The sequence below is a fragment of the Nonomuraea sp. NPDC049504 genome (genome assembly GCF_040676845.1).
Classification (GTDB): Bacteria; Actinomycetota; Actinomycetes; order Streptosporangiales; family Streptosporangiaceae; genus Nonomuraea; species Nonomuraea salmonea.
The window spans coordinates 359,599-382,933 of sequence record NZ_JBFAPT010000001.1; the positions used below are offsets into that span (position 1 = coordinate 359,599).

Here is a 23,335-nt window from a genome sequence, read left to right on the forward strand (position 1 = left end):
GAAGAGTGATTTACCGCACCCTGGCGTTGGAGCTCGTCCAGGTGTTGCAGACCCCGGTGGACTGGGACGTGAAACCGCGCTGCAGCCAGAAGGTGTTGCTCTTGTCGCTGCCGTGCGTGTCGTCGGCCCCGCTGCGCACGCCGATGGCGTCGAGGGCGATGGGGTTGTGGGTGCCCTTGGCCAGGATGTTCCAGTCGGAGTCGGGCCGGCCGAGCGAGTCCCAGACGCGGCCGACGAAGACGCCGGACAGGCACTGGGCCTGCAGCTCAAGACGGCGCAGCGCGGCGTACGCGCGATCCTCGTCACGCCCGTCGATGATCCGGTCGCCGGCCTTCATGATGCCGGTGAGCTGCTGCACGTGGTGGCCGTACTCGTGGGCGAGCACCTGCATCAGCGCCAGGTCGGTGGGCTCCTCGACGATGTTCGGGCTGAGCAGGAAGGTGATGGAGCGGTCCTTCTGGCAGTAGAGGGCCTGCGCGCCCCCGGGGAAGCGCCCGCACCTGGTCTTCGCGCCGACCTTGGTGACGATCGAGAACTTCGGCTTGGTGAAGCGGTGTCCTGCCTTCTTGACGACGGGGGCCCAGGCGCGGTCGAGGCAGTCCTTCACGGCCTCGAAGTACAGCTCGGCCTCCTCCACGCTGCCGGTGCGGACCTCGGGCTCCTCGCAGGTCCGTACGCCGGGCTTGCCCGCCTTGTAGAGCTTGTTCTTCGTCAGGACGGACGAGTAGGGAGCGGCCGATGAGGAGGCCGCGTGCGCGGTTCCGGCGAACAGCACACCGGCCAGGGCGCCCGCCATGAGCGCTAAGAAGGGGATACGCATGAGACGGCACCCTAGTGAAAAAAGGAGCTCCAGGCGAAGAAATAACGCACTATCAGGTGACATTCCGCGGATTGGCGGCCCAGGTATTGCAGGCTCCCGGCGATCCGCGATTGAACCCCCGCGTCATCCACGCGGCCTGCGTCGGCCCCTTGCCGTGGTCGTTCTGCGGCCACCCCTTGGCGCCGTTCTTCCTGAACCAGCCCACCGTGTACGCCCAGTCGGCGTCGGTGACCAGCGACGTGCCCTTCATCGTGCTCATGAACACGGCCGAGAAACACTCGGCCTGCAACTCGGAATTACGCGACAGCTGCAACCTCTTGGCCTTGCCCGCGACCGTGCGCGCCGCCCAGTAGTAATTCCAGATGCCGGAGACCTGCTGCACGTGGTGGCCGTACTCGTGGGCGATCAGCCGGGTGATGCCGAGCGGGAAAGGGTTGCGCAGCTGGTCCTTGCTGATCATCAGGTACATCGTGCGGTCGGTGGAGCAGTAGACGCCGTCGGCGCCGGTGTTCCACGAGCCGCAGGGCGTCTTGACCTTGCGGGTGATGATGCGCAGCCGCGGCTTGGCGAACGGCATCCCGGCCTTGCGGAACTGCGCCGCCCACGCCTTGTTCAGGCAGGCCGTCACGCGGGTCAGGAAGCGGCGGTAGGCGGGCATGCTCCCCGCGGGCAGGCTGCCCGGCCGGCAGTTCACGTCCGTGAGCCGGCCGGTCTTGTAGAGGGGGTTCGCGGTGGCCGTCGCCCGTCCGGCGACCGCGGCGCCGCCGTGCCTGCTCTGGCCCGCGCTGCCGGACGGCGCTGCGGGCTGCCGTCCCCCGTACGCGGGGTCGGTCGAGGTCGTGGCCACGTCCGCGAGCACCAGCGTCAAGGCGGCGGCGGCCAGCGCGAGGGCCACGCCTGCCGCGACGAGCGCCACGAGCCGGCCGGCGGGGACGGAGTTCATATGGTCCGCAAGACTAGGTCAAGATCGGACATTTGTGGGTGCATTTGACTTGATGGAGTCAGTGACGCCTTTGCGAACTAGACTCTGGGGATCGGCGCAAAAGAGCAGAGGGGAGTCGCATCCGTGAGCGGGTTGCTGGGCTCGATCGAGGGACCGCACGACGTCAAACGGCTTGCCGTCGAGGAGCTGCCGCAGCTCGCCGGAGAGATCCGCGACCTGCTCGTCGACTCCTGCGCCAGGTTCGGCGGTCACCTTGGGCCCAACCTGGGCGTGGTCGAGCTGACCATCGCCGTCCACCGCGTCTTCGACTCCCCGAACGACCCGGTCATCTGGGACACCGGCCACCAGGCGTACGTGCACAAGCTCCTCACCGGCCGGGCGGCCGGCTTCGAGGCGCTCAAGCAGGAGGGCGGCCTGTCCGGCTATCCGAGCCAGACCGAGTCCGAGCACGACTTCGTCGAGAACTCCCACGCCTCCACCGCGCTGTCCTACGCCGACGGCCTGGCCAAGGCGTTCAAGCTGCGCGGCGCGCGCGACCGCACGGTGGTCGCGATCATCGGCGACGGCGCGCTGACCGGCGGCATGGCCTGGGAGGCGCTCAACAACATCGCGGCGTTCAAGGACCTGCCGGTCGTGATCGTGGTCAACGACAACGGGCGCTCCTACTCGCCGACGATCGGCGGCCTGGCCTCCCACCTGTCCTCCCTGCGGGTCAACCGCCGCTACGAGGACATGCTCGAATACGTGAAGGACAAGCTGGGCAACGTCCCGGTCCTCTACGACGCTCTGCACGGCTTCAAGAAGGGCGTGAAAGACGTCCTGGCGCCACAGGTGATGTTCGAGGACCTCGGGCTCAAATACCTCGGCCCCATCGACGGCCACGACGAGCAGGCCATGGAGGCGGCCCTGCGCAAGGCCCGCGACTTCCGCGGCCCCGTCATCGTGCACGCCGTCACCCAGAAGGGCCGCGGCTACAGCCCGGCGGAGAACCACGACGAGGACCAGTTCCACTCGCCGGGCGCCTTCGACCGGGCCACCGGCGCGGAGAAGCCCAAGGGCCGCATCTGGACCAACGTCTTCAGCGAAGAGCTGGTCAGGCTCGGCAAGGAGCGCGACGACCTGGTCGCGATCACCGCCGCCATGCTCCACCCGACCGGCCTCAACGCCTTCGCCGAGGCCTTCCCCGAGCGCATCTACGACGTCGGCATCGCCGAGCAGCACGCGCTCACCAGCGCGGCCGGGCTCGCGCTCGGCGGCATGCACCCGGTGGTGGCCGTCTACGCCACGTTCCTCAACCGCGCCTTCGACCAGCTCCTCATGGACGTCGCCCTGCACCGCCTGCCGGTCACCGTGGTGCTCGACCGGGCGGGCGTCACGGGCGACGACGGCGCCAGCCACAACGGCATGTGGGACCTGTCGATCCTCCAGATCGTCCCCGGGCTCAAGGTCGCGGTGCCGCGCGACGGCGACCGTCTGACCGAGCTGCTGCGCGAGGCCGTCGAGGTCTCCGACGGCCCCACCGTGCTGCGCTTCCCCAAAGGCCCGGTCGCCGAGTCGCTGGAGGCGGTCGGCAAGCTGGGCGAGATGGACCTGCTGCGCGCTCCCGAGAGCGAGCCCGACGTGCTGCTGGTGGGTGTGGGCCCGATGACGCAGGTCTGCATGGACGCCGCCAAGCTGCTCGACGCGCAGGGCATCGCCGCGACCGTGGTCGACCCGCGCTGGGTCAAGCCGCTCGACGAGGCGCTCGTGACGGCCGCCGCCGCGCACAAGCTGGTGGCCGTCGTCGAGGACAACGGCCGGGTCGGCGCCGTGGGCGACGCGGTGGCGCGGCTGCTGCGCGACGCCGACGTCGACGTGCCCGTACGCACCTACGGCATCCCGCAGCGCTTCCTCGACCACGCCAAGCGGGCCGCCATCCTCGGCAAGATCGGCCTGACCGGGCAGGACCTCGCCCGCCAGATCACCGAGGCGGTCGCGCGCCGCACCTCGGCCGCCGAGCCGGCCCGCCGCTGAGAACCTGCTGAGTTCGACGCTCAGCCGGCCGCTGGAACGCCTGTCGTGGCGGTGATCGGGCGCGATCACCGCCGCGCATCAGGAGCTCCAGCGGAGCAGGCGTTCTCGAGAATGATCACTCTGGGTGGGGGAAGGATCACCCGGTGGACATCTTTCGCACGAAGAGCGTCGAACAGTCGATCCGCGACACCGAAGCCCCCGAGCACCAGCTGCGCAAGCGCCTGACCGCCACGGACCTCACCGTCTTCGGCATCGGCGTGATCGTCGGCACCGGGATCTTCGTGCTGACCGGACAGGTCGCCAGGGACGTGGCGGGCCCCGCCGTGGCGGTCTCGTTCGTCGTCGCGGGCATCGTGTGCGGGCTCGCCGCGCTGTGCTACGCGGAGTTCGCCTCCACCATCCCGGTCGCCGGGTCGGCCTACACCTTCTCCTTCGCGACCCTGGGCGAGTTCCCCGCCTGGGTGATCGGGTGGGACCTGATCCTGGAGCTGGCGCTGGCCGCCGCCGTGGTGTCGGTCGGCTGGTCGGGCTATTTCGCCTCGCTGCTGGCCTCGCTCGGCCTGGAGCTGCCGGCCTCGATCGCGGGTGCCGATCCGGTGGTCAACGTGCCGGCCGTGCTGATCGTGCTCATCCTCACGGCGGTGCTGGTGGCCGGGATCAAGCTGTCCTCACGGGTCAACCTCATCCTGGTGATCACCAAGATCGCGGTGGTGCTGCTGGTGATCGTGGCGGGCCTGTTCTTCGTCAACGGCGCGAACTACACGCCGTTCATCCCCGATCCGATCTCCACGCCGCGCGTGGAGGGGCTGCAGGCGCCGCTCGTGCAGGTGCTGTTCGGCCTCGAGCCGGTGGCGTTCGGCGTGATCGGCATCTTCTCGGCCGCGGCGATCGTGTTCTTCGCCTTCATCGGCTTCGACATCGTCGCCACCGCCGCGGAGGAGACCATCGAGCCGCAGCACGACGTGCCGCGAGGCATCATCGGCTCCCTGGCCATCTGCACGGTCCTGTACGTCGCGGTCTCGCTCGTCGTCGTCGGCATGCAGAAGTACAGCCAGTTGAGCGAGGCGGCGCCGCTGTCGGACGCGTTCATCTCGGTGGGCCAGCCGTGGCTGGCCACGATCATCAGCGTGGGCGCGATCGCCGGCCTGACGACCGTGGTGCTGGTGCTGCTGCTGGGCCAGACCCGGGTGCTGTTCGCGATGTGCCGCGACGGGCTGCTGCCGCGCTCCCTGGCGGTGGTGCACCCCACGTTCGGCACCCCGGCGCGGCTGACGATCATCATCGGGCTCGTCACGATGGCGCTGGCCGGGTTCGTCTCGTTCGGGGAACTGGCCGAGCTGGTCAACATCGGCACGCTGTTCGCGTTCGTGGTCGTCTCGCTGGGGGTGATCATCCTGCGGCGGACGCGACCCGACCTGCCGCGGGCCTTCCGCGCGCCGCTGGTGCCCTGGCTGCCGATCCTGTCGGTGCTGGCCTGCCTCTACCTGATGCTCAACCTGCCGGTGCAGACGTGGCTGCGGTTCCTGGTCTGGATGGCCATCGGGATCGTGCTCTACTTCGCCTACGGCTACCGGCACAGCAGGACCGCGGCGGCCCCCTGGCGCTCCTCGGGTGAGTGAGGAGCGGCCAGAGGGCCAAGGGTGGTCAGAGCGCGAGGACCGCTCCGGTGGCCGCGCGCATGTGGCAGCCGTTGACGTAGACCTTGCCCCAGCGCACGTTCTTGCCGTACCAGGTGCCGACGATCACGGCGGCGTGCGGCTGGAACTCGCGGGTGCAGGCGGCGTCGGGTTTGACGTTGAGCTTGGCGGGGTCGCCGCCCGCCTGCTTGAGCAGACGGCAGGCGGCCCGCGCGTTGGGGTGGGTGCCGCCGGTGGGGGCGCAGTTGAGGTAGGCCGACTTGGCGCCGCCGCCCTTGACCCCGTAGACGACCTTGAGACGAGCCTTGGGGGCTGCCGCGGCCAGCACGGGGGAGGACGACGTGGCCAGGAGGGCGGCGCAGAGCATGAGGGTGCCTGCTGCTCTCATCATGGTTACTCTCCGTTCGTAGGACGGCACCAAACGCTACGACGGATCCGGTGAAGAGGAGAGGAGGTCCGCGTACGGACCTCCTCAAGCGAGCTTAAAATCGGGCCGGTACGGACGCCACGCCCGGCGCGAGGAAACGGGGCTTCGCGACGCCGGTGCGGTCGAGATACGGCGTGATGCCGCCGAGGTGGAACGGCCAGCCCGCGCCGAGGATCATGCACAGGTCGATGTCCTGCGGCGCGGCCACCACGCCTTCGTCCAGCATGATGCGGATCTCGCGGGCCAGCGCGGCCAGCACCCGCTCCCGCACCTGCTCGGCGGTGGACGGCGAGGCGCCGCCGGCGAACAGCGCGACCGCCTCGGGGTCGAGCGTGAAGTCGGGCAGGTAGACGCCCGGCTTGCCCGACTCGACGAGCTTGGCCATGTTCTCCGAGACGCCGAACCGGTCGGGGAACGCCTCGTGCAGCGTCTCGGCCACGTGCAGGCCGACGGCCGGGCCGACGAGCTGCAGCAGCGCGAACGGCGTCATCGGCAGCCCGAGGCCGTCGAGCGCGTGCTCGGCGGTCTCCAGCGGCGTGCCCTCGTCCACGGCCGCGACGACCTCGCCCATGAAGCAGGTGAGCAGCCGGTTGACCACGAACGCCGGGGCGTCCTTGACCAGCACCGACGACTTCTTCAGCGTCTTGCCGACGGCGAAGGCGGTGGCCAGCGTGGCGTCGTCGGTGGCCGCGCCCCTGATGATCTCCAGCAGCGGCATGACGGCGACCGGGTTGAAGAAGTGGAAGCCGACCAGCCGCTCGGGGTGCTTGAGGTCGGCGCCCATGGCGGTCAGCGACAGCGACGAGGTGTTGGTGGCCAGCACGCACTCCGCCGGGACGACGGCCTCGACCTCGGCGAACACCTGCTTCTTGACCGCCAGGTCCTCGAAGACGGCCTCGATGACGAAGTCGGCGTCGGCGAAGGCGTCCTTGGTGAGCGAGCCGCTGACCAGCGCCTTGAGGCGGTTGGCCTGGTCGGCCGAGACGCGGCCCTTGGCGAGCAGTTTGTCCACCTCGCCGTGCACGTAGCCCACGCCCTTGTCCAGGCGGGCCTGGTCGAGGTCGGTCAGCACGACCGGCACCTCCAGGCGGCGGGCGAACAGCAGCGCCATCTGCGAGGCCATCAGCCCCGCGCCGACCACGCCGACCTTGGTGACCTTGCGGGCCAGCGACGGGTCGGGCGCGCCCGCAGGCCGCTTGGCGCGGCGCTGCACGAGGTCGAAGGAGTAGAGCCCGGCCCGCAGCTCGTCGCTCATGAGCAGGTCGGCCAGCGCCTCGTCCTCGGCGGCGAAGCCTTCGTCCCTGGAGGCGGTCTCGGCCAGCGCGATCAGGTCGAGCGCCCGGTACGGCGCGGGCGCGGCGCCCCGCAGCTTCATGTCCACCAGGAACCGCGCGTCGGCCACGGCCTTCTCCCAGCCGTCGTGGGCCGGCCGCTGCACCGTCACCTCGCCCTTGACGACGCGGGCGGCCCAGCGCAGCGACTCCTCCAGGAAGTCGGCGGGCTCGAACATCGCGTCGGCGACGCCCAGCTCGTACGCCTCCCTGCCCTTGATCATGCGGTTGTTGGACAGCGGGTTCTCGATGATGAGCTTGACCGCCTTCTGCGGCCCGATGAGGCGGGGCAGCAGCTGCGTGCCGCCCCAGCCCGGCACCAGCCCGAGGAAGCACTCCGGCAGCGCCACCGCGGGCACGCCCGCGGAGATCGTCCGGTAGGAGCAGTGCAGCGCGATCTCCAGGCCGCCGCCCATGGCCGCGCCGTTGACGAACGCGAACGACGGGATGCCCAGCTCGCCGAGCCGCCGGAACACGTGGTGGCCGAGCGCGCCGATGGCCTTGGCCTCCTCGCGGGAGGTCACCGAGGCGGCGCCCTTGAGGTCGGCGCCGACGGCGAAGATGAACGGCTTGCCCGTCACGCCCACGGCCACCAGGTCGGTGCGCGCGGCGATCTCCGACAGGGCGCCGTTGAGCGCGAACAGGCCGTGCGGGCCGAAGGTGTTGGGCTTGGTGTGGTCGAAGCCGTTGTCGAGGGTGATCAGCGCCATCGTGCCCGCGCCGTACGGCAGCCGCACGTCGCGGACCAGCGCCTTGGTGACGACTTCGTCGGTGTTGCGCTCGCTCAGCAGCGACCGCCAGGTCTCGAACTCGCTCATGCCAGGTTCTCCCAGATCACGGTGCCGCCCATGCCCATGCCGACGCACATGGTGGTGATGCCGTAACGCACGTCGGGACGCTCGCCGAACTGCCGGGCGAGCTGCGTCATCAGCCGCACGCCCGAGGAGGCGAGCGGGTGGCCGTAGGCGATCGCGCCGCCGTACGGGTTGACGCGCGGATCGTCGTCGGCGATGCCGAAGTGCTCGAGGAAGGCCAGCACCTGGACGGCGAACGCCTCATTGATCTCGAACAGCCCGATGTCGGAGATGTCCAGCCCCGCCAGGCGCAGCGCCCGCTCGGTGGACGGGATCGGTCCGACGCCCATGACCTCGGGGTCGACGCCCGCGAACGCGTACGACACCAGCCGCATCTTCGGGGTCAGCCCCAGCTCCTCGGCGACCTCGCGGGCGGCGACCACGCACCCGGTGGCGCCGTCGTTGATGCCGGAGGAGTTGCCCGCCGTGACGTGCCCGTGCGGCCTGAACGGCGTCTTGAGCCCGCTCAGCCCCTCCATGGTGGTGCCGGGGCGGGGCGCCTCGTCCTCGACGGCCAGGCCCCAGCCCTTCTCGGCGGTTCTGATCGCGGTCGGCACGAGGTCGGGCTGGATCTTGCCGTCGGCGTACGCCTTGGCCGCCTTCTCCTGCGAGAGCACCGCGTACGCGTCGGCGCGCTCCTTGGAGAAGGAGGGGTAACGGTCGTGCAGGTTCTCCGCGGTCATGCCCATGACCAGGGCGCTCGGGTCGACCAGCCGCTCCGACAGGAACCGCGGGTTGGGATCGACGCCCTCGCCCATCGGGTGGCGGCCCATGTGCTCGACGCCGCCGGCGATCGCGACGTCGTACGCGCCGAACGCGATGCCGCCGGCGACCGTGGTCACCGCGGTCATCGCGCCCGCGCACATGCGGTCGATCGCGTAGCCCGGCACGCTCTTGGGCAGGCCGGCCAGCACGGCGGCCGAGCGGCCGATGGTCAGGCCCTGGTCGCCGGTCTGGGTGGTCGCGGCGATGGCGACCTCGTCCACGCGCTCGGGCGGCAGGCCGGGGTTACGCCGGATCAGCTCGCGGATGACGCGGACGACCAGGTCGTCGGCGCGGGTCTCCGCGTACAGGCCTTTCGGCCCTGACCTGCCGAAAGGCGTGCGCACGCCGTCGACGAACACGACGTCACGAGAGGAAGGCACGGATTCGCTCCTCGTAGTTAGCAGGGGTTCCGTGCCTTATGCTACTCGTCAGTAACCACGCCGCAGACGAGGGCGGTGGTGAGCAGGCCGTAGACGATGCCCGTGGCCGGCTCCCAGAGGTGGGCGCGGGCTCCGAGCAGGGCGGCGATCGCCACGGCCGCGCCCGTCCAGAGCATCGCGCCCTCGCGCCGGCGGGCGCTCCGCCCGGGGTCCCAGGGGTCGCCGGGCGATCCGCCCGCCCGCAGGGCGCGGGTCACCGTCAGGGCGGCGTCGCGGGCCCACCACAGCAGGAACAGCGCGCCGGCGCCGATCGAGGCCCAGGCCATCGCGTCGGTGGCGGCGCTCAGCGCGTCGGCCAGGCCGTACTGGGCGGCCTGGCCGAACAGCCGGGGAACGGTCCAGCCGAGTAACAGCGTCACCGCCCAGCAGCCGGCCACCGCCAGCCGGGCCAGCGGGCGGGCGCGGCCGGAGAAGACGGCGGCGTACAGCTCGTGCTCGCGCTCGCGGACCCGGCGGGTGCGGGAGCCCCAGACGTACTGGGTGATCGCCATCGCGGGCAGGGCGGCGGCGAAGACGGCGAGCGACAGCACCGCGAGCGGGAGCGTCTGCTCTCGCGTCGCGGCCCGGTCGGCGAGCAGCTGGGCGGTGGTGAGCAGCGCGATCGAGGCGGTGAGCGCCACGAGGGCGCCGCGCCGCGCGGACCTGGCGCGGGCACGCAGCCCGGCCAGCTCCTGGGCGCCGGGAGGAGGAGCCATCTCGGTCAGAAGCATGACGTCATGATGGCGTCACCGTGCGTGGTGCCGCCCGGTGTTCGGGAGCTTTGGATGGAGCCCTCGCTGAGGTAACGCAGGACTGGCCTTCGGGTCACGCTCTTCCCCATGGCGGCGTACGAACCTTGACATGATGCGAGGAGTCATACTCGTCGCTCGGCATTTGTGACTATGCTTCGCGATCATGGCGCGAGGGGTGAACCGCATGAGGGACCGGCACGACGAAGCGGTTCTGGGTCGGCGGGTCGCTCCGCCGCCCCCGCAACCGCCACCCCCGCCGCCGCCTCAGCCATCGGGCGGGAGGCGCAGGTCGCAGCCCCGCAAGAACCCGCTCACGCCGCTCGGCTGGGTCAGCGTGGCGCTGACCCTCGTGCTGGTGATCGCCACGATCGGCGGCTACGCCTATTACCGCTACCTCGACAGCGGCATCGACCGCCGGCCCTTCAACGTGGGCAAGAGCCGCCCGCCCGAGACCGGTGCGCTCAACGTGCTGCTGGTGGGCTCCGACTCGCGCGAGGGCGACAACAAGAAGTACGGTCCCCAGTCGCAGCACCTCGGCGAGCGCACCGACACGATCATGCTGCTGCACATCTCCCCGAACCGGGACAACGCCACCATGATCAGCTTCCCGCGTGACTCCATGGTGCTCGTCCCGGAGTGTCAGGGACGCAACGGCGGCGTGCTGCCCGCCGGGATCAAGCAGATCAACGCGGCCTTCAACGAGGGCGGCATCGAGTGCACGGCGCGGACTCTCGAATCCCTCACCAACATCAAGATCAATCACTTCGTGAAGGTCGACTTCACCGGCTTCAAGGGCATCGTGGACGCCATCGGCGGCATCGAGATCTGCCTGCCCAAGCCGGTCAACGACCCCAAGGCCAAGCTGGTGCTCGAGGCCGGCAAGCACGTGGTGAAGGGCGAGCAGGCGCTGGGGTACGTACGGACCCGCTACGCGCTCGGCGACGGCAGCGACCTGAGCCGCATCCAGCGCCAGCAGGTGTTCCTGCAGCAGGTCATGAAGAAGATCACCGACGGCGGCCTGCTCACCGACCCCGGCGGGCTCAACGACTTCCTGCGCGCCGCCACCAAGTCCGTGACCGTGGACGAGGGGCTCACCCTTGAGCGCATGCTGGAGATCGCCAACAGCGTGCGCGGCATGACGGCCAAGGAGCTCAAGGGCATCACCGTGCCGACGGAGCCGTGGCCGCAGGACAAGAACCGCGTGCAGTTCGCCCAGCCGGCCGCCCGCGACTTCTTCGAGAACGTGCGCAACGACGTCGAGGTCACCAAGGCGCCCACGCCGGGCAAGTCCAGCGCGCCCGCGGTCAAGCGCGAGCAGGTGCGGCTGCAGGTGCTCAACGCCACCGGCGAGGAGGGTAAGGCGCTGCAGGTGGCCGACGCGCTCGCCGCGCAGGGGTTCGTGGTGACGCAGGTCGGCAACGCCACCCCCACCCCGACCACCGCCATCAGGTACGCCAAGAAGGACGCCGCCGACGGCCCGGCCTACGGTGAAGCGGTGGCGGCCCGGCTCTCGAAGGACAAGCGCACGCCCGTGGAGGGCAAGGTCAAGGCGACGGTCTCGCAGCCGTACACCGCCAAGACGCCGCCGGCCAAGATGCCGAAGGGGCCGGTCATTCAGCTCGTCATCGGCAAGGACTGGCCGGGGGTCCGCGTGCTGTCGGCGATTCCCGACTCGCTCAAGGACAAGGTCGTCGACACCAGTACGAATCCCTGCCTTTGAGCTCGTTCCAAAACGCTCGGCGGGCAACAGGGATTGGTCGGACGATCAGATTGCCATACCCGTGCAGTGGGACGCCAAAACACCTTTGGGGCGAATGTTACGGAGAGTAGTTTTAGTGAAACAAGTGAAATTTCCGGACAAGTAGTGGTAGGAAGGGGCGCGGTCCGAATACGCACTAGAGAGGTTCCCCGTGGCGCGCGACGAGAACGACAGGCCGTACGACGATGGGCAGGGTAGGTCGTTGAACCCGGAGTTGATGACGGGTGACGTGCTGTCTCCGCGGTGGAGCACCGATGACACCGACGAGCAGCCCGCCATCCAGGTCAGCGGCAACGAGACCTACATCCTGCCGGACACGAGCAGGCGTGACGTGCTCGACGACCCGCCGCGCGACGTGCTGGACGACCCGCACGACGTGCTCGGCTCCGGCGGTGACCGGCACGACGTGCTCGGCGGGGGCAACGATGTGCTGAGCGGCTACGACCAGGACGGCCGCGACACGGGCTCGCGCGACTACGCCGGCTACGGCGCGGCCGACGACGTGCTCGGCGGGCGTGACTTCGGCGGGCCGAGCGGACCGTACGACCTGGCTGCCGACGACTACAGCGGACCGCAGCCCATCGACGGTTACAGCGGGCCGCACCGCGTGGACGACTACAGCGGGCCGCACCGCGTGGACGACTACAACCGCGTGGACGACTACAGCGGGCCGCACGCGATCGAGGACGACAACGCGTACCTGCCGCTCGACCGCGGCTACGACCCCACGCGCGACGACGCCGCCGACGACGACCGGCCCAAGCGCGGCTTCCTCGGCTCCGGCTGGACCGACGACTCCGACGACGCCCGCGAGCCCCGCGAGCCCAGGAGCTCGCGCGGCTCCTACGACGGGCACTCCGGTGACGGCGAGGGCGAGGTGCGCCGCCGTACCAGGCTGCTGCTGGTCGCGGCGGCCGCGGTGGTGCTGCTCGGCGTCGGCGCCGGCTGGATGCTCACCGGCACCTCCTCTGACGACCCGTGCGCGGGCGCCTCCTGCGCCAGCGCCGGCGAGGTGTCCTCGCCGACCGACGCCGCCGCCCCCGAGGAAGAGGAGGAGGCTCCGGCCGAGGAGGAGACCGAGCCCACGGACGAGGCCACCGACGACACCGGCGACACGGCCGACACCGGTGACACCGGCGACACGGGCGACACGGCCGGCCAGCCGAACCGGCCCACCGCGAGCACCCCGCCCGCCCAGCAGCAGTCGCGCGAGCGGCCGACCCGCGAGCCGTCGGCCACCCCGACCAGGGCGCAGCGCGGGGAGCAGGACACTCAGGAGAAGACCGAGCGGCCCACCCGCGAGCCCGAGCGCCAGTCGGACGACGGCCCGTCGCGCATCGACGACAACACGACCACGAACAGGAACGACTCCAGCTCCCAGCAGCAGGACAACGCGCAGGAGTCGACCTCCGACAACCCGGTGGAGACGGCGACCGAGGCGCCGGTGCAGGAGGACAAGGGCGGCGGCCTGCTCGACATCCTCTTCCCCTGGTTCTGACCAGTCCGCCCGCCTCCTCCCCGGAGGGCGGGCCCGGAGCGGAGAGCCGGAGTGGAGAGCCGCCTTCCCGGTGGGGCATCCTGTTGCCGCCGGCCCAGGACATGGCAGTATGCGGGTCCAGGTGCCGGCCAGGCAGCTAGGGAAACCGCTTACCGGGAGGTCTCGTGGTCACGCTTGAGGACGTCGCCAAGCAGGCGGGCGTCTCGCTCGCGACCGCCTCGCGGGTGCTCAACGGCAGCACCCGCCAGGTGGGCGCGACACTCCGGGCACGCGTCGAGCGGGCCGCGGACGAGCTCGGCTACCGGGCCAACATCGCCGCCCAGACACTGGCCAGAGGGGCGAGCAACGTCATCGGCATCGTCGTGCACGACCTGACCGACCCCTACTTCGCGGCCCTGGCCGACGGCGCGATGCGCGCGGCGGCCACCCACGGCCTGCTGGTCATGGTCGGCACCACGCACCGCGACCCCGAGCAGGAGATCGCCTACCTCTCCACGCTGCACGCCCAGCGGGTGCGCGCCGTGCTGCTCGTCGGCTCCCGGGTCGCCGACCCCGCCGTCACCGGCCGGCTGCGCGACGAGCTGGCCCGTTACCAGGCGGGCGGCGGCCGGGCGGCCTGCGTCGGACAGGACCTCCTCGGCGTCGACACCGTCGCGCCCGCCAACCGGCAGGGCGCCGCCGAGCTCGCCAGGGCGCTGGCGGGGCTGGGCCACACCAGGTTCGCGGTGCTGGCCGGGCCGCCGCACCTGGTGACCGCCGCCGACCGCAGCGCCGGGTTCGCCGCGGCGCTCGCCGAGCTGGGGCTGCCCGCGCCGCAGATCATCCACGGGCCCTTCGACCGCGACGGCGGCTACACCGCGGCCCAGCAGGTCGGCGACGCCACCTGCGTGTTCGCGGTCAACGACGTGATGGCGGTGGGCGCGCTCGCGGCCTGCAGGGAGCGTGGGGTGCGGGTGCCTGAGGACGTGTCGGTGGCCGGGTTCGACGACATCGTGACACTGCGTGACCATGTGCCCGCGCTGTCGACCGTACGGCTGCCGTTGCAGGACATGGGGGCGCGCGCACTCGAACTGGCGCTCAACGAGACCGACCCGGTGGTGGTCGAGGAGGTCGCCGGCGAGGTCGTGCTCCGCGAGAGCGTCAGGAGGATGGCGTGAGGCTGGCGGTCAGCACGCTGGGCATGCCGGGCGAGGACCTCGGCAGGGCGATCGAGCTCGCCGCGGGGCATGGGTGCCAGGGGCTGGAGCTGCGGCTGCATCCCGACACGGGGGTGCACGCGGGGCTGGACGCGCGGGAGCGGGCGTCCGTACGGGAGCGGATCGAGGCGGCCGGGCTGGAAATCTCGGCGCTCGCCGGATATGCGGGCGTCTGCGAGCCGGGGCCGGACCAGCCGGTGGTCGAGGCGCTCCTCGCCGACCTGCGCCTCGCCGCCGACCTCGGAGCGCCCGGCGTGCGGGTGTTCCCGCGCGGCGGCGATCCGTCCGTGGGCGCCCGCCGGCTCAGGGCGGTCTCCGGTACGGCCGCCGAGCTGGGCCGCCGCGTGCTGGTCGAGACGCACGACGCGATGGCGACCGGCGCCGCCGTGGCCGCGCTGCTCGCCGAGGCGGACCGCCCCGGCACGACCGGCGCGATCTGGGACCTGCTGCACCCGTGGCGGCACGGCGAGCCGCCCGCGCGCACGCTGGCCGAGCTGGGCCCTTACCTCGCATACGTGCAGGTCAAGGACGCGGTCTCCGAGCAGGACACGACTCCGGTGCCCATGGGCACGGGCACGGTGCCGCTGGAGGAGGCGGGCGAGCTGCTGCGCGCGGCCGGCTACGACGGATGGGTGTCGCTGGAGTGGGAGCGCACCTGGTATCCGCAGGTGGCGCCGGTCGAGGAGATCCTGCCGGGCGCGGCGGGCTGGGTGCGCCGCTTCTCCTCCTGACCGCCTTCCGGTGGCATGCCGGACATGTCGGTGGTGTTGAGTTAGGGGCATGTCCGCTCTGAACAACAAGGTGCTCGTCGTCGGCATGGACGGGCTCCGCTACGACCGGCTGGTCGCGCTCGGCGCCCCCGTCCTGGCCAGCCTGATGTCCTCCGGTGCGTACGGCACCAGCAAGCTCCCGTACGGCGAGGCCGGCACGCCGCGTACGGAGTCGCCCGGCGAGGTCGTCCCCAAGAGTCCCGAGCCTGGGGAGGCCGGGCGGGTGATCGCGTCGCGTACGGACTCGGGGCCGGGCTGGTCGTCGATCGCCACCGGCGTCTGGCCGGACAAGCACGGCGTGGTGGACAACGCGTTCACCGACCCCCGTTTCCTGAAATATCCGGACTTCTTGACGCGCGCCGCCACCGCCCGCCCCGGCCTGGCCACCGCCGCCTTCTTCTCCTGGGATGCGCTCGCCGAGCACGGCGCGTTCGGCCCCGCCATCGGCCACCGCTTCGTGCTCGACGGCTACGCCGTCGGCTGGTCGGAGGCCGACGCCCAGGTCACCGCGGCGGCCGTACGCCATCTGGCGGACGGCGACCCGGGCGCCGTCTTCGTCTACCTCGGCGACACCGACGAGGTCGCCCACGCCCTCGGCCCCCACTGCCCCGAGTACGCCGCCGCCCTGCACACCCAGGACGCCCAGCTCGGCCGGCTGCTCGACACGATCCGCGCCCGCTCCTCCTACGCCCGCGAGAGCTGGACGGTGCTGGTCACCACCGACCACGGTCACGTGGACTCGGGCGGCCACGGCGGCACCTCCGACGAGGAGCGCACGGTCTTCGTGGTGCTCCACCGGCTGGGCCACGACCTGGGCGGACGCGCCCTCGAGGGGCCCCGGCTGGTGGACGTGGCCCCAACGGCGCTGGCCGCGCTGGGCGTGCCCGTGGACCCCTCCTGGAACCTGGACGGGGCTCCCTTGGAGATCTAGATTCATCGCGTGTTGAATTCTTCCCCGGGAAGCGTGACACTGGGGGCAGGACGCCCGACGGCAGGGGGACACGCGATGAAGACGATCCTGAGCTTCGCCGAGATCGACGCGGGGATGCTCGCCGAGGTGGGCGGCAAGGCGGCCAACCTCGGCGAGCTGACCGGGGCGGGCCTGCCGGTGCCGCCCGGGTGGGTGCTCACGACGGAGGCGTACCGGCGGGTCGCGGAAGGGCTCGACACCGGCGGGCCCGCGCCGGCCGAGCGGGCCAGGCGGCACCTGCTGGAGGCGCCGATGCCGGAGGACATGCGGGCGGCGATCGTGGGGGCGTACCGGGAGCTCGGGGACGACGTGCCGGTGGCGGTGCGCTCCTCCGCCACCGCCGAGGACCTGCCGTTCGCCAGCTTCGCCGGCCAGCAGGACACCTTCCTCAACGTGGTGGGGGAGGAGGCGCTCTTAGCGGCCGTACGCCGGTGCTGGGCCTCGCTGTGGACCGACCGCGCGGTCTCCTACCGCGAGTCCAACGGCATCGACCACGCCGCCGTCCGGCTCGCGGTGGTCGTCCAGGAGATGGTGGACGCCCGCGTGGCGGGCGTGATGTTCACCGCCAACCCCGTCACCGGGCGGCGGCGCGAGATCGTCATCGACGCGAGCCCCGGGCTCGGCGAGGCGGTGGTCTCCGGCGCGGTCAACCCCGACCGCTTCCGCTTCCGCGACGGCCGCGTCCTCGAACGCAGCGCAGGGGACAAGGCGCTGGCCATCAGGGCGGTCCCCGGCGGCGGCACCGAGCGCGTCGAGACCGCTCAGGGCGAGCTGTGCCTGACCGACGACGAGGTACGCCGCCTGGCCGAGCTCGGCGCCCGCGTCGAGGACCACTACGGCGCGCCCCAGGACACCGAGTGGGCCATCGACGCCGCGGGCACGCTCCGGCTCACCCAGGCCAGGCCCATCACCACGCTCTACCCCCTGCCCGAGACCACGCGGCCTGGGCTGCGGGTCTACCTGTCGGTCAACGTCCTGCAGGGCGTCATGGGGCCGCTGACGCCGATGGGCGTGGCGGCGTTCCGGCTGATCAGCGCGGGCGGGGCCGGGTTGGCCGGGAACGCGCCCGCCGACCCCATCGACGGCGCGGGGTTCTTCGCGGTCTCGGGCGAGCGGGCCTGGCTCGACATCACCGCCGCCGTACGCAGCAGGCCGGGCCGCGCCATCCTGCCGCGCGCGCTGACGCTCGGCGAGGCCAGGGCCGTGAGCATCATGCAGGGCCTGTTCGAGGACCCGCGCCTGGCGCCCGCACGCGGCTCCGTGCGGCCGTTCCTGCGGGGGTTCCTGCGCTTCGCCGCCAATCTGCGGCTGCCCGTGCGCTTCTGGGTGGCGCTGACCAGCCCGCGCCGGGCCCTGGCCCACAGCGTGGCCATCGGCGCCGAGCTGGACCGGCGCCTGCACGTGCCCTCCTCCGCCACCCCCGCCCAGCGCCTCGACCACGCCCAGCACGTGCTCGCCCGGCTGTTCCCGCTGATCATCAGGATCATGCCGACCGCGATCACCGGCTACGCCCTCTACGCGCTGTCGGCCCGGCTGTCGGGCGTCCCGCTGGACGAGATGAGCGACGTCCTGCGCAGCGTGCCCCACAACCCGACCACCGAGATGGACCTGGAGCTGTGGCACCTCGCCACCCGCGTCGAGCCTGAGCCGTTCCGCGAGCTGCCGGTGCCCGAGCTGGTCCGCCGCTTCCAGGAGGGCGAGCTGCCGCCGGTCGCCCAGCGCGAGGTCACCGCGTTCCTCGCTAAATACGGCCATCGCGGCGTCGCCGAGATCGATGTCGGGGTGCCGCGCTGGTCCGAGGAGCCAGGCCACCTCCTCGGCGTGCTGGCCAACTACCTGCGCATGGACGGCGGGCTCACTCCGGGCGAGCTGTTCGAGAAGGGCACGCGGGAGGCGAAGCGGAGGATCGGCGAGCTGGCCGCGCGGGCCGGACGGCGCGCGCGGTGGCGCGCCCCCTTCGTGCGGTGGGCGCTCGGCCGCACCCGCCACTACGCCGGGCTGCGCGAACTGCCCAAGTTCTACCTGGTCAAGACGCTCGCGGCGGTCCGGCGAAGCCTGTTCGCGGTGGGGGAGCACCTCGTGGGCCTGGGCGTGCTCGAACGGGCCGACGACGTGTTCTTCCTCGACCTGCGCGAGACCAGGGCCGCGCTGAAGGGCGGCGACCTGCGGGAGCTGGTGGCCGAGCGGCGGGCGACGCACGAGCGGGAGCGGCGCCGCAGGCACGTGCCCAGGGTGCTGCTCTCCGACGGCACCGAGCCCGAGGCGCTCGCCGCCGCCACCGCCGACCCCGGCGCGCTCACCGGTACGCCCGCCTCCCCCGGCACGGTCACCGGCACCGCCCGCGTCGTCCTCGACCCGCACGGCGCCCACCTGGAGCCGGGCGAGATCCTCATCTGCCCCTCCACCGACCCCGGCTGGACGCCGCTGTTCCTGACGGCGGGCGGGCTGGTGATGGAGATGGGCGGCGCGATGTCGCACGGCGCGGTGGTGGCCAGGGAGTACGGCATCCCCGCCGTCGTCGGCGTCCCCGACGCCACCCACCGCGTCGGCAGCGGACAGGAGATCACCGTGAACGGCGCCGCCGGCACCGTCACGCTTCCCTGACTTCTAGAGGAGCACCAGCTCCTCGTAGCGGGCCTTCATCGTGGCCACCACCTCGTCGGGGTCGGCGGCCCAGACGTCGGCGTTGAAGATCTCGACCTCGACGTCGCCCGCGTACCCGGCGGCCTGGACGGCGCGCGTGATCGGCGGGAAGTCGATCACGCCGTCGCCCATCATCCCCCGCCCGAGCAGCACGTCCGCCGGCAGCGGATGCAGGTAGTCGCACACCTGGTAGCTCGCGATCCTGCTGCCCGCCCGCGCGATGTCCGCCGCCAGGCGCGGGTCCCACCACACGTGGAAGGTGTCCACGACCACCCCGACCTGCTCCTCGGGGTAGGGCAGGCTCAGCTCCAGCGCCTGACCTAGCGTGGACAGCACCGCCCGGTCGGGGCAGTAGATCGGGTGCAGCGGCTCCAGCGCCAGCTTGACCCCGCGTTCGCCGGCGTACGGGGCCAGCTCCGCCAGCGCCTCGGCCACCCGTTCCCGGGCGCCCGCCAGGTCACGGGTGAATCCCTCGGGCAGCGCCTCACCGGGTCGCACGCCCGGCAGGCCGCCCACGACCATCACCAGGCAGGCCGCCTCCAGCTCAGCTGCCTCGTCGATGGCCCGCCGGTTGTCGTCCAGGGCGTGGGCGAAGGCCGTCCTGCCCTCCTCGCCGGGCAGGCCGCCCGCGGTCAGGAAGCCGCCCCGGCACAGCGACGACACGCGCAGCCCGGCCGCGCGTACCAGCTTGACGCTCTGCGCGAGGCCCTGCTCCTCGACCTTCTCCCGCCACAGCCCGATCGCCTCCAGGCCGTGACGGACGCAGCCGTCCACCGCCTCGGCCAGCGACCAGCGCCGGGTCGTCCACTGGTTCAGCGACAGGCTCACAGTCCGTTCACCGCCAGCAGCGCCCGCATCCTGCGCACGGCCAGCTCCTGGTCGGCCAGCAGCCCTGCCTGGTCGGCCAGGCGGAACACCTCCGACAGGTGCAGCAGCGAGCGCGCCGACTGGGCTCCGTTCACCATGGCGAACGCGTCCTGGTGGCCGTTCAGCCAGGCCAGGAAGACGATGCCGGTCTTGTAGTGGTAGGTCGGCGCCTCGAAGATCTTGCGCGACAGGGTGACGGTCGGGGCCAGGATCTCGTCGTACGCGGTCAGCAGCCGCTCCCGCTCGGCCGCGTCATCGGCCGACTCGGCGGCGTCCAGGGTTCGCAGCGCCGCCGCCGCGGCGGGGGCGATCGCGTCGAAGATGCCGAGCAGCGCGTGGGAGCCGCTCTTGATCAGCGACGGGTAGTTGAAGTCGTCGCCGGTGTAGAGCTTGACGCCCTCGGGCAGCGCGGCGCGCAGCCGCACCTCGTGGTCCTCGTCCAGCAGCGACACCTTCACGCCGTCCACCTGCGCGGCGTGCGCGTGGATCAGCTCCAGGAACGAGTTCGTGGCCGCGTCCACGTCGGGCGAGCCCCAGTAGCCGGCCAGGTTCGGGTCGAACATCTCGCCCAGCCAGTGCAGGATCACCGGGCGGTCGGCCAGGCCGAACAGCTTGCCGTACACCCTGTGGTAGTCCTGCGGGCCCGAGGCGGCCGCGGCGAGCTGGCGGGACGCCATGATGATCACGCCGGCGCCCGCCGACTGCACGGTCTCGATCTGCTCGGCATACGCCTGCGTGATCGCGTCCAGGTCCGCGGCGCCCGGCGCGTGGTCGGTGCCCGCCCCGCACGAGACGAGCGTGGCCGGGTCGCCGAACGCGCGGGCCTCGGCGGCGCTGCGCCTGATCAGCTGCTGGGTGGCGGCCCAGTCGAGACCCATGTTGCGCTGCGCGGTGTCCATGGCGTCGGCCACCCGCAGCCCGTGCGACCACAGGTGGCGGCGGAAGCGCAGGGTCGCGTCCCAGTCGACGGCGGCCGGTGAGCCCGGCGTGTTGTCACCGAGGGGGTCGGCGACGACGTGCGCGGCGGCGTACGCGATGCGGCCGCGCGCCGGCGCGCTCTCGACCGGCCAGGTCCTCTGCTCGCGCAGGGGATAGGACCCGAATCCGGGAAGTTCGATCCTCACAGCTGCGGCACCTCGATCCTGCGGCCCTCGGCGTTGGAACGCAGCCCCAGCTCGGCCAGCTGCACGCCCCTCGCGCCCGAGGCGAAGTCGTTCGGGAAGGGCGCGTCCTCCAGCACGTGCCGGATGAACCGCTCCCACTGCACCTTGAACCCGTTGTCGAACTCGGCGTTGTCCGGCACCTCCTGCCAGCCGTCGCGGAAGCGCGCGGTGGCGGGCAGGTCGGGGTTCCAGACCGGCTTGGGCGTGGCCGAGCGGTGCTGGACGCGGCAGTTGCGCAGGCCCGCCACGGCGCTGCCGTGCGTGCCGTCCACCTGGAACTCGACCAGCTCGTCCCGGTTCACCCTGACCGCCCAGGAGGAGTTGATCTGGGCGACGATGCCGCCCTCCAGGTCGAAGATCCCGTACGCGGCGTCGTCGGCGGTCGCCTGGTAGGCGTTGCCCTGCTCGTCCACGCGCGAGGGGATGTGCGTGACCGCCCGCGCATAGACCGACTGCACCCGGCCGAACAGGTTCTCCATCACGTAGTGCCAGTGCGGGAACATGTCGAGCACGATGCCGCCGCCGTCCTCGGAGCGGTAGTTCCAGGACGGGCGCTGCGCCTCCTGCCAGTCGCCCTCGAACACCCAGTAGCCGAACTCGCCCCGCACCGACAGGATGCGGCCGAAGAAGCCGCCGTCGATCAGCCGCTTCAGCTTGAGCAGGCCGGGAAGGAAGAGCTTGTCCTGGACGACGCCGTTCTTGATGCCCTTGGCGGCGGCGGCCTCGGCCAGCGCGAGCGCCTCCTGGGTGGACTCGGCGGTGGGCTTCTCGGCGTAGATGTGCTTGCCTGCCTCGATGGCCTTCAGCACGGCCTTGACGCGGGCGCTGGTGACCTGGGCGTCGAAGTAGATGAGGTTGGCGTCGTCGGCGAGTGCGGCGTCGAGGTCAGTCGTGAAATCGGAAATATCGTGCTTCGTAGCGATATCTGCAAGCTTGTCGGCATTACGGCCAACCAGGACGGGCTTGAGGGCGACCCTGGAGCCGTCAGAGAGCGTGACGCCGCCCTGCTCGTTGATGGCCAGGACGGAACGGACCAGATGCTGGCGGTAGCCCATCCGTCCGGTGACGCCGTTCATCACGACGCCGATGGTGCGCACGCTCATGAGGATCCCTTCAGGCACAACGGGTGGAAAGCGCTTTCCCGAACGGTACGGCCGTCCCACCGAAGGCGTCAAGAGCCCCGCCCCCGCCGCGCACGTGACGGGCCTCGGGCCCGGGTGGGGTTTCCACCCGGGGGCCGGGGTTACGCCTCGCCGCGGGCGTCCAGCCGGGCCAGGGCCTTGGCGATGGGGTGGGCGGTGAGGGAGAGCTGCCACTCGCGGGCTCCGAGCCCGCGCAGCCGCTCGGTCACGCTCTCGTCGGTGATCACGTCGGGCGGCTCCCACGTGAGCCTGCGTACGGCGTCGGGCTGCAGCAGGTTCTCCGTGGGCATGTGGTGCTCGTCGGCCAGCGCGGCGACCACGGCCCTGGCGGCGGCCAGCCGCTTGGCGGCGGCCGGGTCGCGGTCGGCCCAGCGGTTGGGCGGCGGCGGGCCGTCGCCCGGGGTGCTGGGCTGGGGGAGCTGGCTGTCGGGCAGGTTGCGGGCGCGGGCGACCGCGGCGAGCCAGTCGCTCATGTGCCGGCGGGCACTGCGCCCGGTGAATGCCGAAATTTCGGTCAATGCCTTCTTGGTGCGCGGGCCCTCAAGCGCCGCCGTCACGATCGCCGCGTCCGGCAGCACGCGGCCGGGCGCCAGGTCCGCCTCACGGGCGATGCGGTCGCGCATGGTCCACAACTCGCGCACGATCGCCAGCGCACGCACGTTGCGCACCTTGTGAATCCCCGACGTACGGCGCCAGGGATCGGCGCGCGGCGCCGGCGGCGGGGTGTTGAGCACGGCGGAGAACTCCTCGCGCGCCCACTCCAGCTTCCCCGTCTCGGACAGCTCCTGGTGCAGCACGTCGCGCAGCTCGACGAGGACCTCCACGTCGAGCGCGGCGTAGCGCAGCCAGTCTTCGGGCAGCGGCCTGGTGGACCAGTCGGCCGCCGAATGGCCCTTCTCCAGCCGCAGGCCGAGCACGGTCTCGACCATCGTGCCGAGGCCCACCCGTTCATAGCCGAGCAGCCGGCCGGCCAGCTCGGTGTCGAACATCGTCCGCGGCCTGAACCCGACCTCCAGCAGGCACGGCAGGTCCTGCGAGGCGGCGTGCAGCACGATCTCGGCCCCGGACACGGCCTCGTCGAGCGCGGACAGGTCGGGGCAGCCGATCGGGTCGATCAGCGCGGTGCCGGCGCCCGTCCTGCGCAGCTGCACGAGGTAGGCGCGGTTGCCGTAGCGGTAGCCGGAGGCGCGCTCGGCGTCGACGGCGACGGGGCCGCTGCCCGCCGCGAACCTCTCCACCACCTCGGCCAGCCCGGCCGCGTCGGCGATGACGGGAGGGATGCCTTCCCGCGGCTCCAGCAGTGGCTCCACGGTGCGTTCTTCTGTCATGAGTTCACCGACCTCATGACGTAGGTGCTGTGTTGACT

General features: G+C 71.7%; 18 protein-coding genes. 8 read left to right on the forward strand and 10 right to left on the reverse strand.

Going from position 1 to position 23,335, the window contains the following annotated elements:
• Window positions 1-10 precede the first annotated feature (10 nt).
• Entirely contained in the window at window positions 11-820 is an 810-nt protein-coding gene (locus tag AB0K28_RS01605) for a neutral zinc metallopeptidase (RefSeq protein WP_364363787.1), read from the reverse strand.
• A 52-nt stretch (window positions 821-872) separates the two neighbouring features.
• Window positions 873-1,763 (reverse strand): neutral zinc metallopeptidase, encoded by an 891-nt coding sequence (locus AB0K28_RS01610; protein ID WP_364363790.1) that lies wholly within the window; start codon window positions 1,761-1,763, stop codon window positions 873-875.
• A 132-nt stretch (window positions 1,764-1,895) separates the two neighbouring features.
• On the opposite strand from AB0K28_RS01610, the gene dxs reads away from it, so the two are divergent.
• Both dxs and AB0K28_RS01620 read left to right on the forward strand, forming a co-directional pair.
• Window positions 1,896-3,776 (forward strand): 1-deoxy-D-xylulose-5-phosphate synthase, encoded by a 1,881-nt coding sequence (gene dxs / locus AB0K28_RS01615; protein ID WP_364364495.1) that lies wholly within the window; start codon window positions 1,896-1,898, stop codon window positions 3,774-3,776.
• 143 nt (window positions 3,777-3,919) lie between these two features.
• Window positions 3,920-5,395, forward strand: coding sequence for an amino acid permease (locus AB0K28_RS01620; protein WP_364363793.1), 1,476 nt, complete (start codon window positions 3,920-3,922; stop codon window positions 5,393-5,395).
• A gap of 25 nt (window positions 5,396-5,420) precedes the next feature.
• Here the strand turns inward: AB0K28_RS01620 and AB0K28_RS01625 are convergent, their stop codons facing one another.
• From AB0K28_RS01625 to AB0K28_RS01640, 4 genes are all read right to left on the reverse strand, one after another.
• Window positions 5,421-5,804, reverse strand: coding sequence for an SSI family serine proteinase inhibitor (locus tag AB0K28_RS01625; protein ID WP_364363796.1), 384 nt, complete (start codon window positions 5,802-5,804; stop codon window positions 5,421-5,423).
• Between the two features lie 91 nt (window positions 5,805-5,895).
• Window positions 5,896-7,989, reverse strand: coding sequence for a 3-hydroxyacyl-CoA dehydrogenase NAD-binding domain-containing protein (locus tag AB0K28_RS01630; protein ID WP_364363799.1), 2,094 nt, complete (start codon window positions 7,987-7,989; stop codon window positions 5,896-5,898).
• A complete protein-coding gene (locus tag AB0K28_RS01635) occupies window positions 7,986-9,149 on the reverse strand; it encodes a thiolase family protein (RefSeq protein ID WP_364364498.1) in 1,164 nt (387 codons plus the stop codon). The genes AB0K28_RS01630 and AB0K28_RS01635 overlap by 4 nt, the downstream gene beginning before the upstream one ends.
• 62 nt (window positions 9,150-9,211) lie before the next feature.
• Entirely contained in the window at window positions 9,212-9,940 is a 729-nt protein-coding gene (locus tag AB0K28_RS01640) for a hypothetical protein (protein WP_364363802.1), read from the reverse strand.
• Between the two features lie 355 nt (window positions 9,941-10,295).
• Here AB0K28_RS01640 and AB0K28_RS01645 point away from each other — a divergent pair, with 355 nt between their 5' ends.
• The 6 genes from AB0K28_RS01645 (at window position 10,296) to AB0K28_RS01670 (ending at window position 18,758) form a co-directional block, all read left to right on the forward strand.
• Window positions 10,296-11,681, forward strand: coding sequence for an LCP family protein (locus AB0K28_RS01645; protein ID WP_364363805.1), 1,386 nt, complete (start codon window positions 10,296-10,298; stop codon window positions 11,679-11,681).
• Between the two features lie 241 nt (window positions 11,682-11,922).
• Window positions 11,923-13,218 carry a hypothetical protein gene (locus AB0K28_RS01650; RefSeq protein WP_364363808.1) on the forward strand — a complete coding sequence of 432 codons (1,296 nt, stop codon included), beginning with the start codon at window positions 11,923-11,925 and terminating at the stop codon, window positions 13,216-13,218.
• Between the two features lie 164 nt (window positions 13,219-13,382).
• Window positions 13,383-14,375, forward strand: coding sequence for a LacI family DNA-binding transcriptional regulator (locus AB0K28_RS01655; RefSeq protein ID WP_364363811.1), 993 nt, complete (start codon window positions 13,383-13,385; stop codon window positions 14,373-14,375).
• Window positions 14,372-15,145 (forward strand): TIM barrel protein, encoded by a 774-nt coding sequence (locus AB0K28_RS01660; RefSeq protein WP_359531130.1) that lies wholly within the window; start codon window positions 14,372-14,374, stop codon window positions 15,143-15,145. The genes AB0K28_RS01655 and AB0K28_RS01660 overlap by 4 nt, the downstream gene beginning before the upstream one ends.
• A gap of 49 nt (window positions 15,146-15,194) precedes the next feature.
• Window positions 15,195-16,115: an alkaline phosphatase family protein gene (locus tag AB0K28_RS01665; RefSeq protein ID WP_364363814.1), complete on the forward strand. Its 921-nt coding sequence runs from the start codon at window positions 15,195-15,197 to the stop codon at window positions 16,113-16,115.
• Window positions 16,116-16,190: 75 nt separating this feature from the next.
• Window positions 16,191-18,758, forward strand: a complete 2,568-nt coding sequence (locus tag AB0K28_RS01670) for a PEP/pyruvate-binding domain-containing protein (protein WP_364363817.1) — start codon at window positions 16,191-16,193, stop codon at window positions 18,756-18,758.
• A 3-nt stretch (window positions 18,759-18,761) separates the two neighbouring features.
• Here the strand turns inward: AB0K28_RS01670 and AB0K28_RS01675 are convergent, their stop codons facing one another.
• The 4 genes from AB0K28_RS01675 to AB0K28_RS01690 all read right to left on the reverse strand — a co-directional run bounded on the left by AB0K28_RS01675 (window position 18,762) and on the right by AB0K28_RS01690 (window position 23,297).
• A complete protein-coding gene (locus AB0K28_RS01675; protein WP_345387294.1) occupies window positions 18,762-19,625 on the reverse strand; it encodes a sugar phosphate isomerase/epimerase in 864 nt (287 codons plus the stop codon).
• Entirely contained in the window at window positions 19,622-20,788 is a 1,167-nt protein-coding gene (locus tag AB0K28_RS01680; RefSeq protein ID WP_345387292.1) for a dihydrodipicolinate synthase family protein, read from the reverse strand. The genes AB0K28_RS01675 and AB0K28_RS01680 overlap by 4 nt, the downstream gene beginning before the upstream one ends.
• Complete coding sequence (locus AB0K28_RS01685) at window positions 20,785-21,930, reverse strand: Gfo/Idh/MocA family oxidoreductase (RefSeq protein ID WP_345387290.1); 1,146 nt, start codon at window positions 21,928-21,930, stop codon at window positions 20,785-20,787. The genes AB0K28_RS01680 and AB0K28_RS01685 overlap by 4 nt, the downstream gene beginning before the upstream one ends.
• Before the next feature lie 140 nt (window positions 21,931-22,070).
• On the reverse strand, window positions 22,071-23,297 hold the full coding sequence (locus AB0K28_RS01690) for a ribonuclease D (RefSeq protein ID WP_345387288.1): 1,227 nt from the start codon (window positions 23,295-23,297) through the stop codon (window positions 22,071-22,073).
• Between the last annotated feature and the right edge of the window lie 38 nt (window positions 23,298-23,335).

Bases quoted from the DNA above. Each gene is read 5' to 3' on its own strand.
- AB0K28_RS01605 (WP_364363787.1), bottom strand. From the start codon at position 820: ATGCGTATCCCCTTCTTAGCGCTCATGGCGGGCGCCCTGGCCGGTGTG.
- AB0K28_RS01610 (WP_364363790.1), bottom strand. From the start codon at position 1,763: ATGAACTCCGTCCCCGCCGGCCGGCTCGTGGCGCTCGTCGCGGCAGGC.
- AB0K28_RS01625 (WP_364363796.1), bottom strand. From the start codon at position 5,804: ATGATGAGAGCAGCAGGCACCCTCATGCTCTGCGCCGCCCTCCTGGCC.
- AB0K28_RS01630 (WP_364363799.1), bottom strand. From the start codon at position 7,989: ATGAGCGAGTTCGAGACCTGGCGGTCGCTGCTGAGCGAGCGCAACACC.
- AB0K28_RS01640 (WP_364363802.1), bottom strand. From the start codon at position 9,940: ATGCTTCTGACCGAGATGGCTCCTCCTCCCGGCGCCCAGGAGCTGGCC.
- AB0K28_RS01665 (WP_364363814.1), top strand. From the start codon at position 15,195: ATGTCCGCTCTGAACAACAAGGTGCTCGTCGTCGGCATGGACGGGCTC.
- AB0K28_RS01670 (WP_364363817.1), top strand. From the start codon at position 16,191: ATGAAGACGATCCTGAGCTTCGCCGAGATCGACGCGGGGATGCTCGCC.
- AB0K28_RS01685 (WP_345387290.1), bottom strand. From the start codon at position 21,930: ATGAGCGTGCGCACCATCGGCGTCGTGATGAACGGCGTCACCGGACGG.
- AB0K28_RS01690 (WP_345387288.1), bottom strand. From the start codon at position 23,297: ATGACAGAAGAACGCACCGTGGAGCCACTGCTGGAGCCGCGGGAAGGC.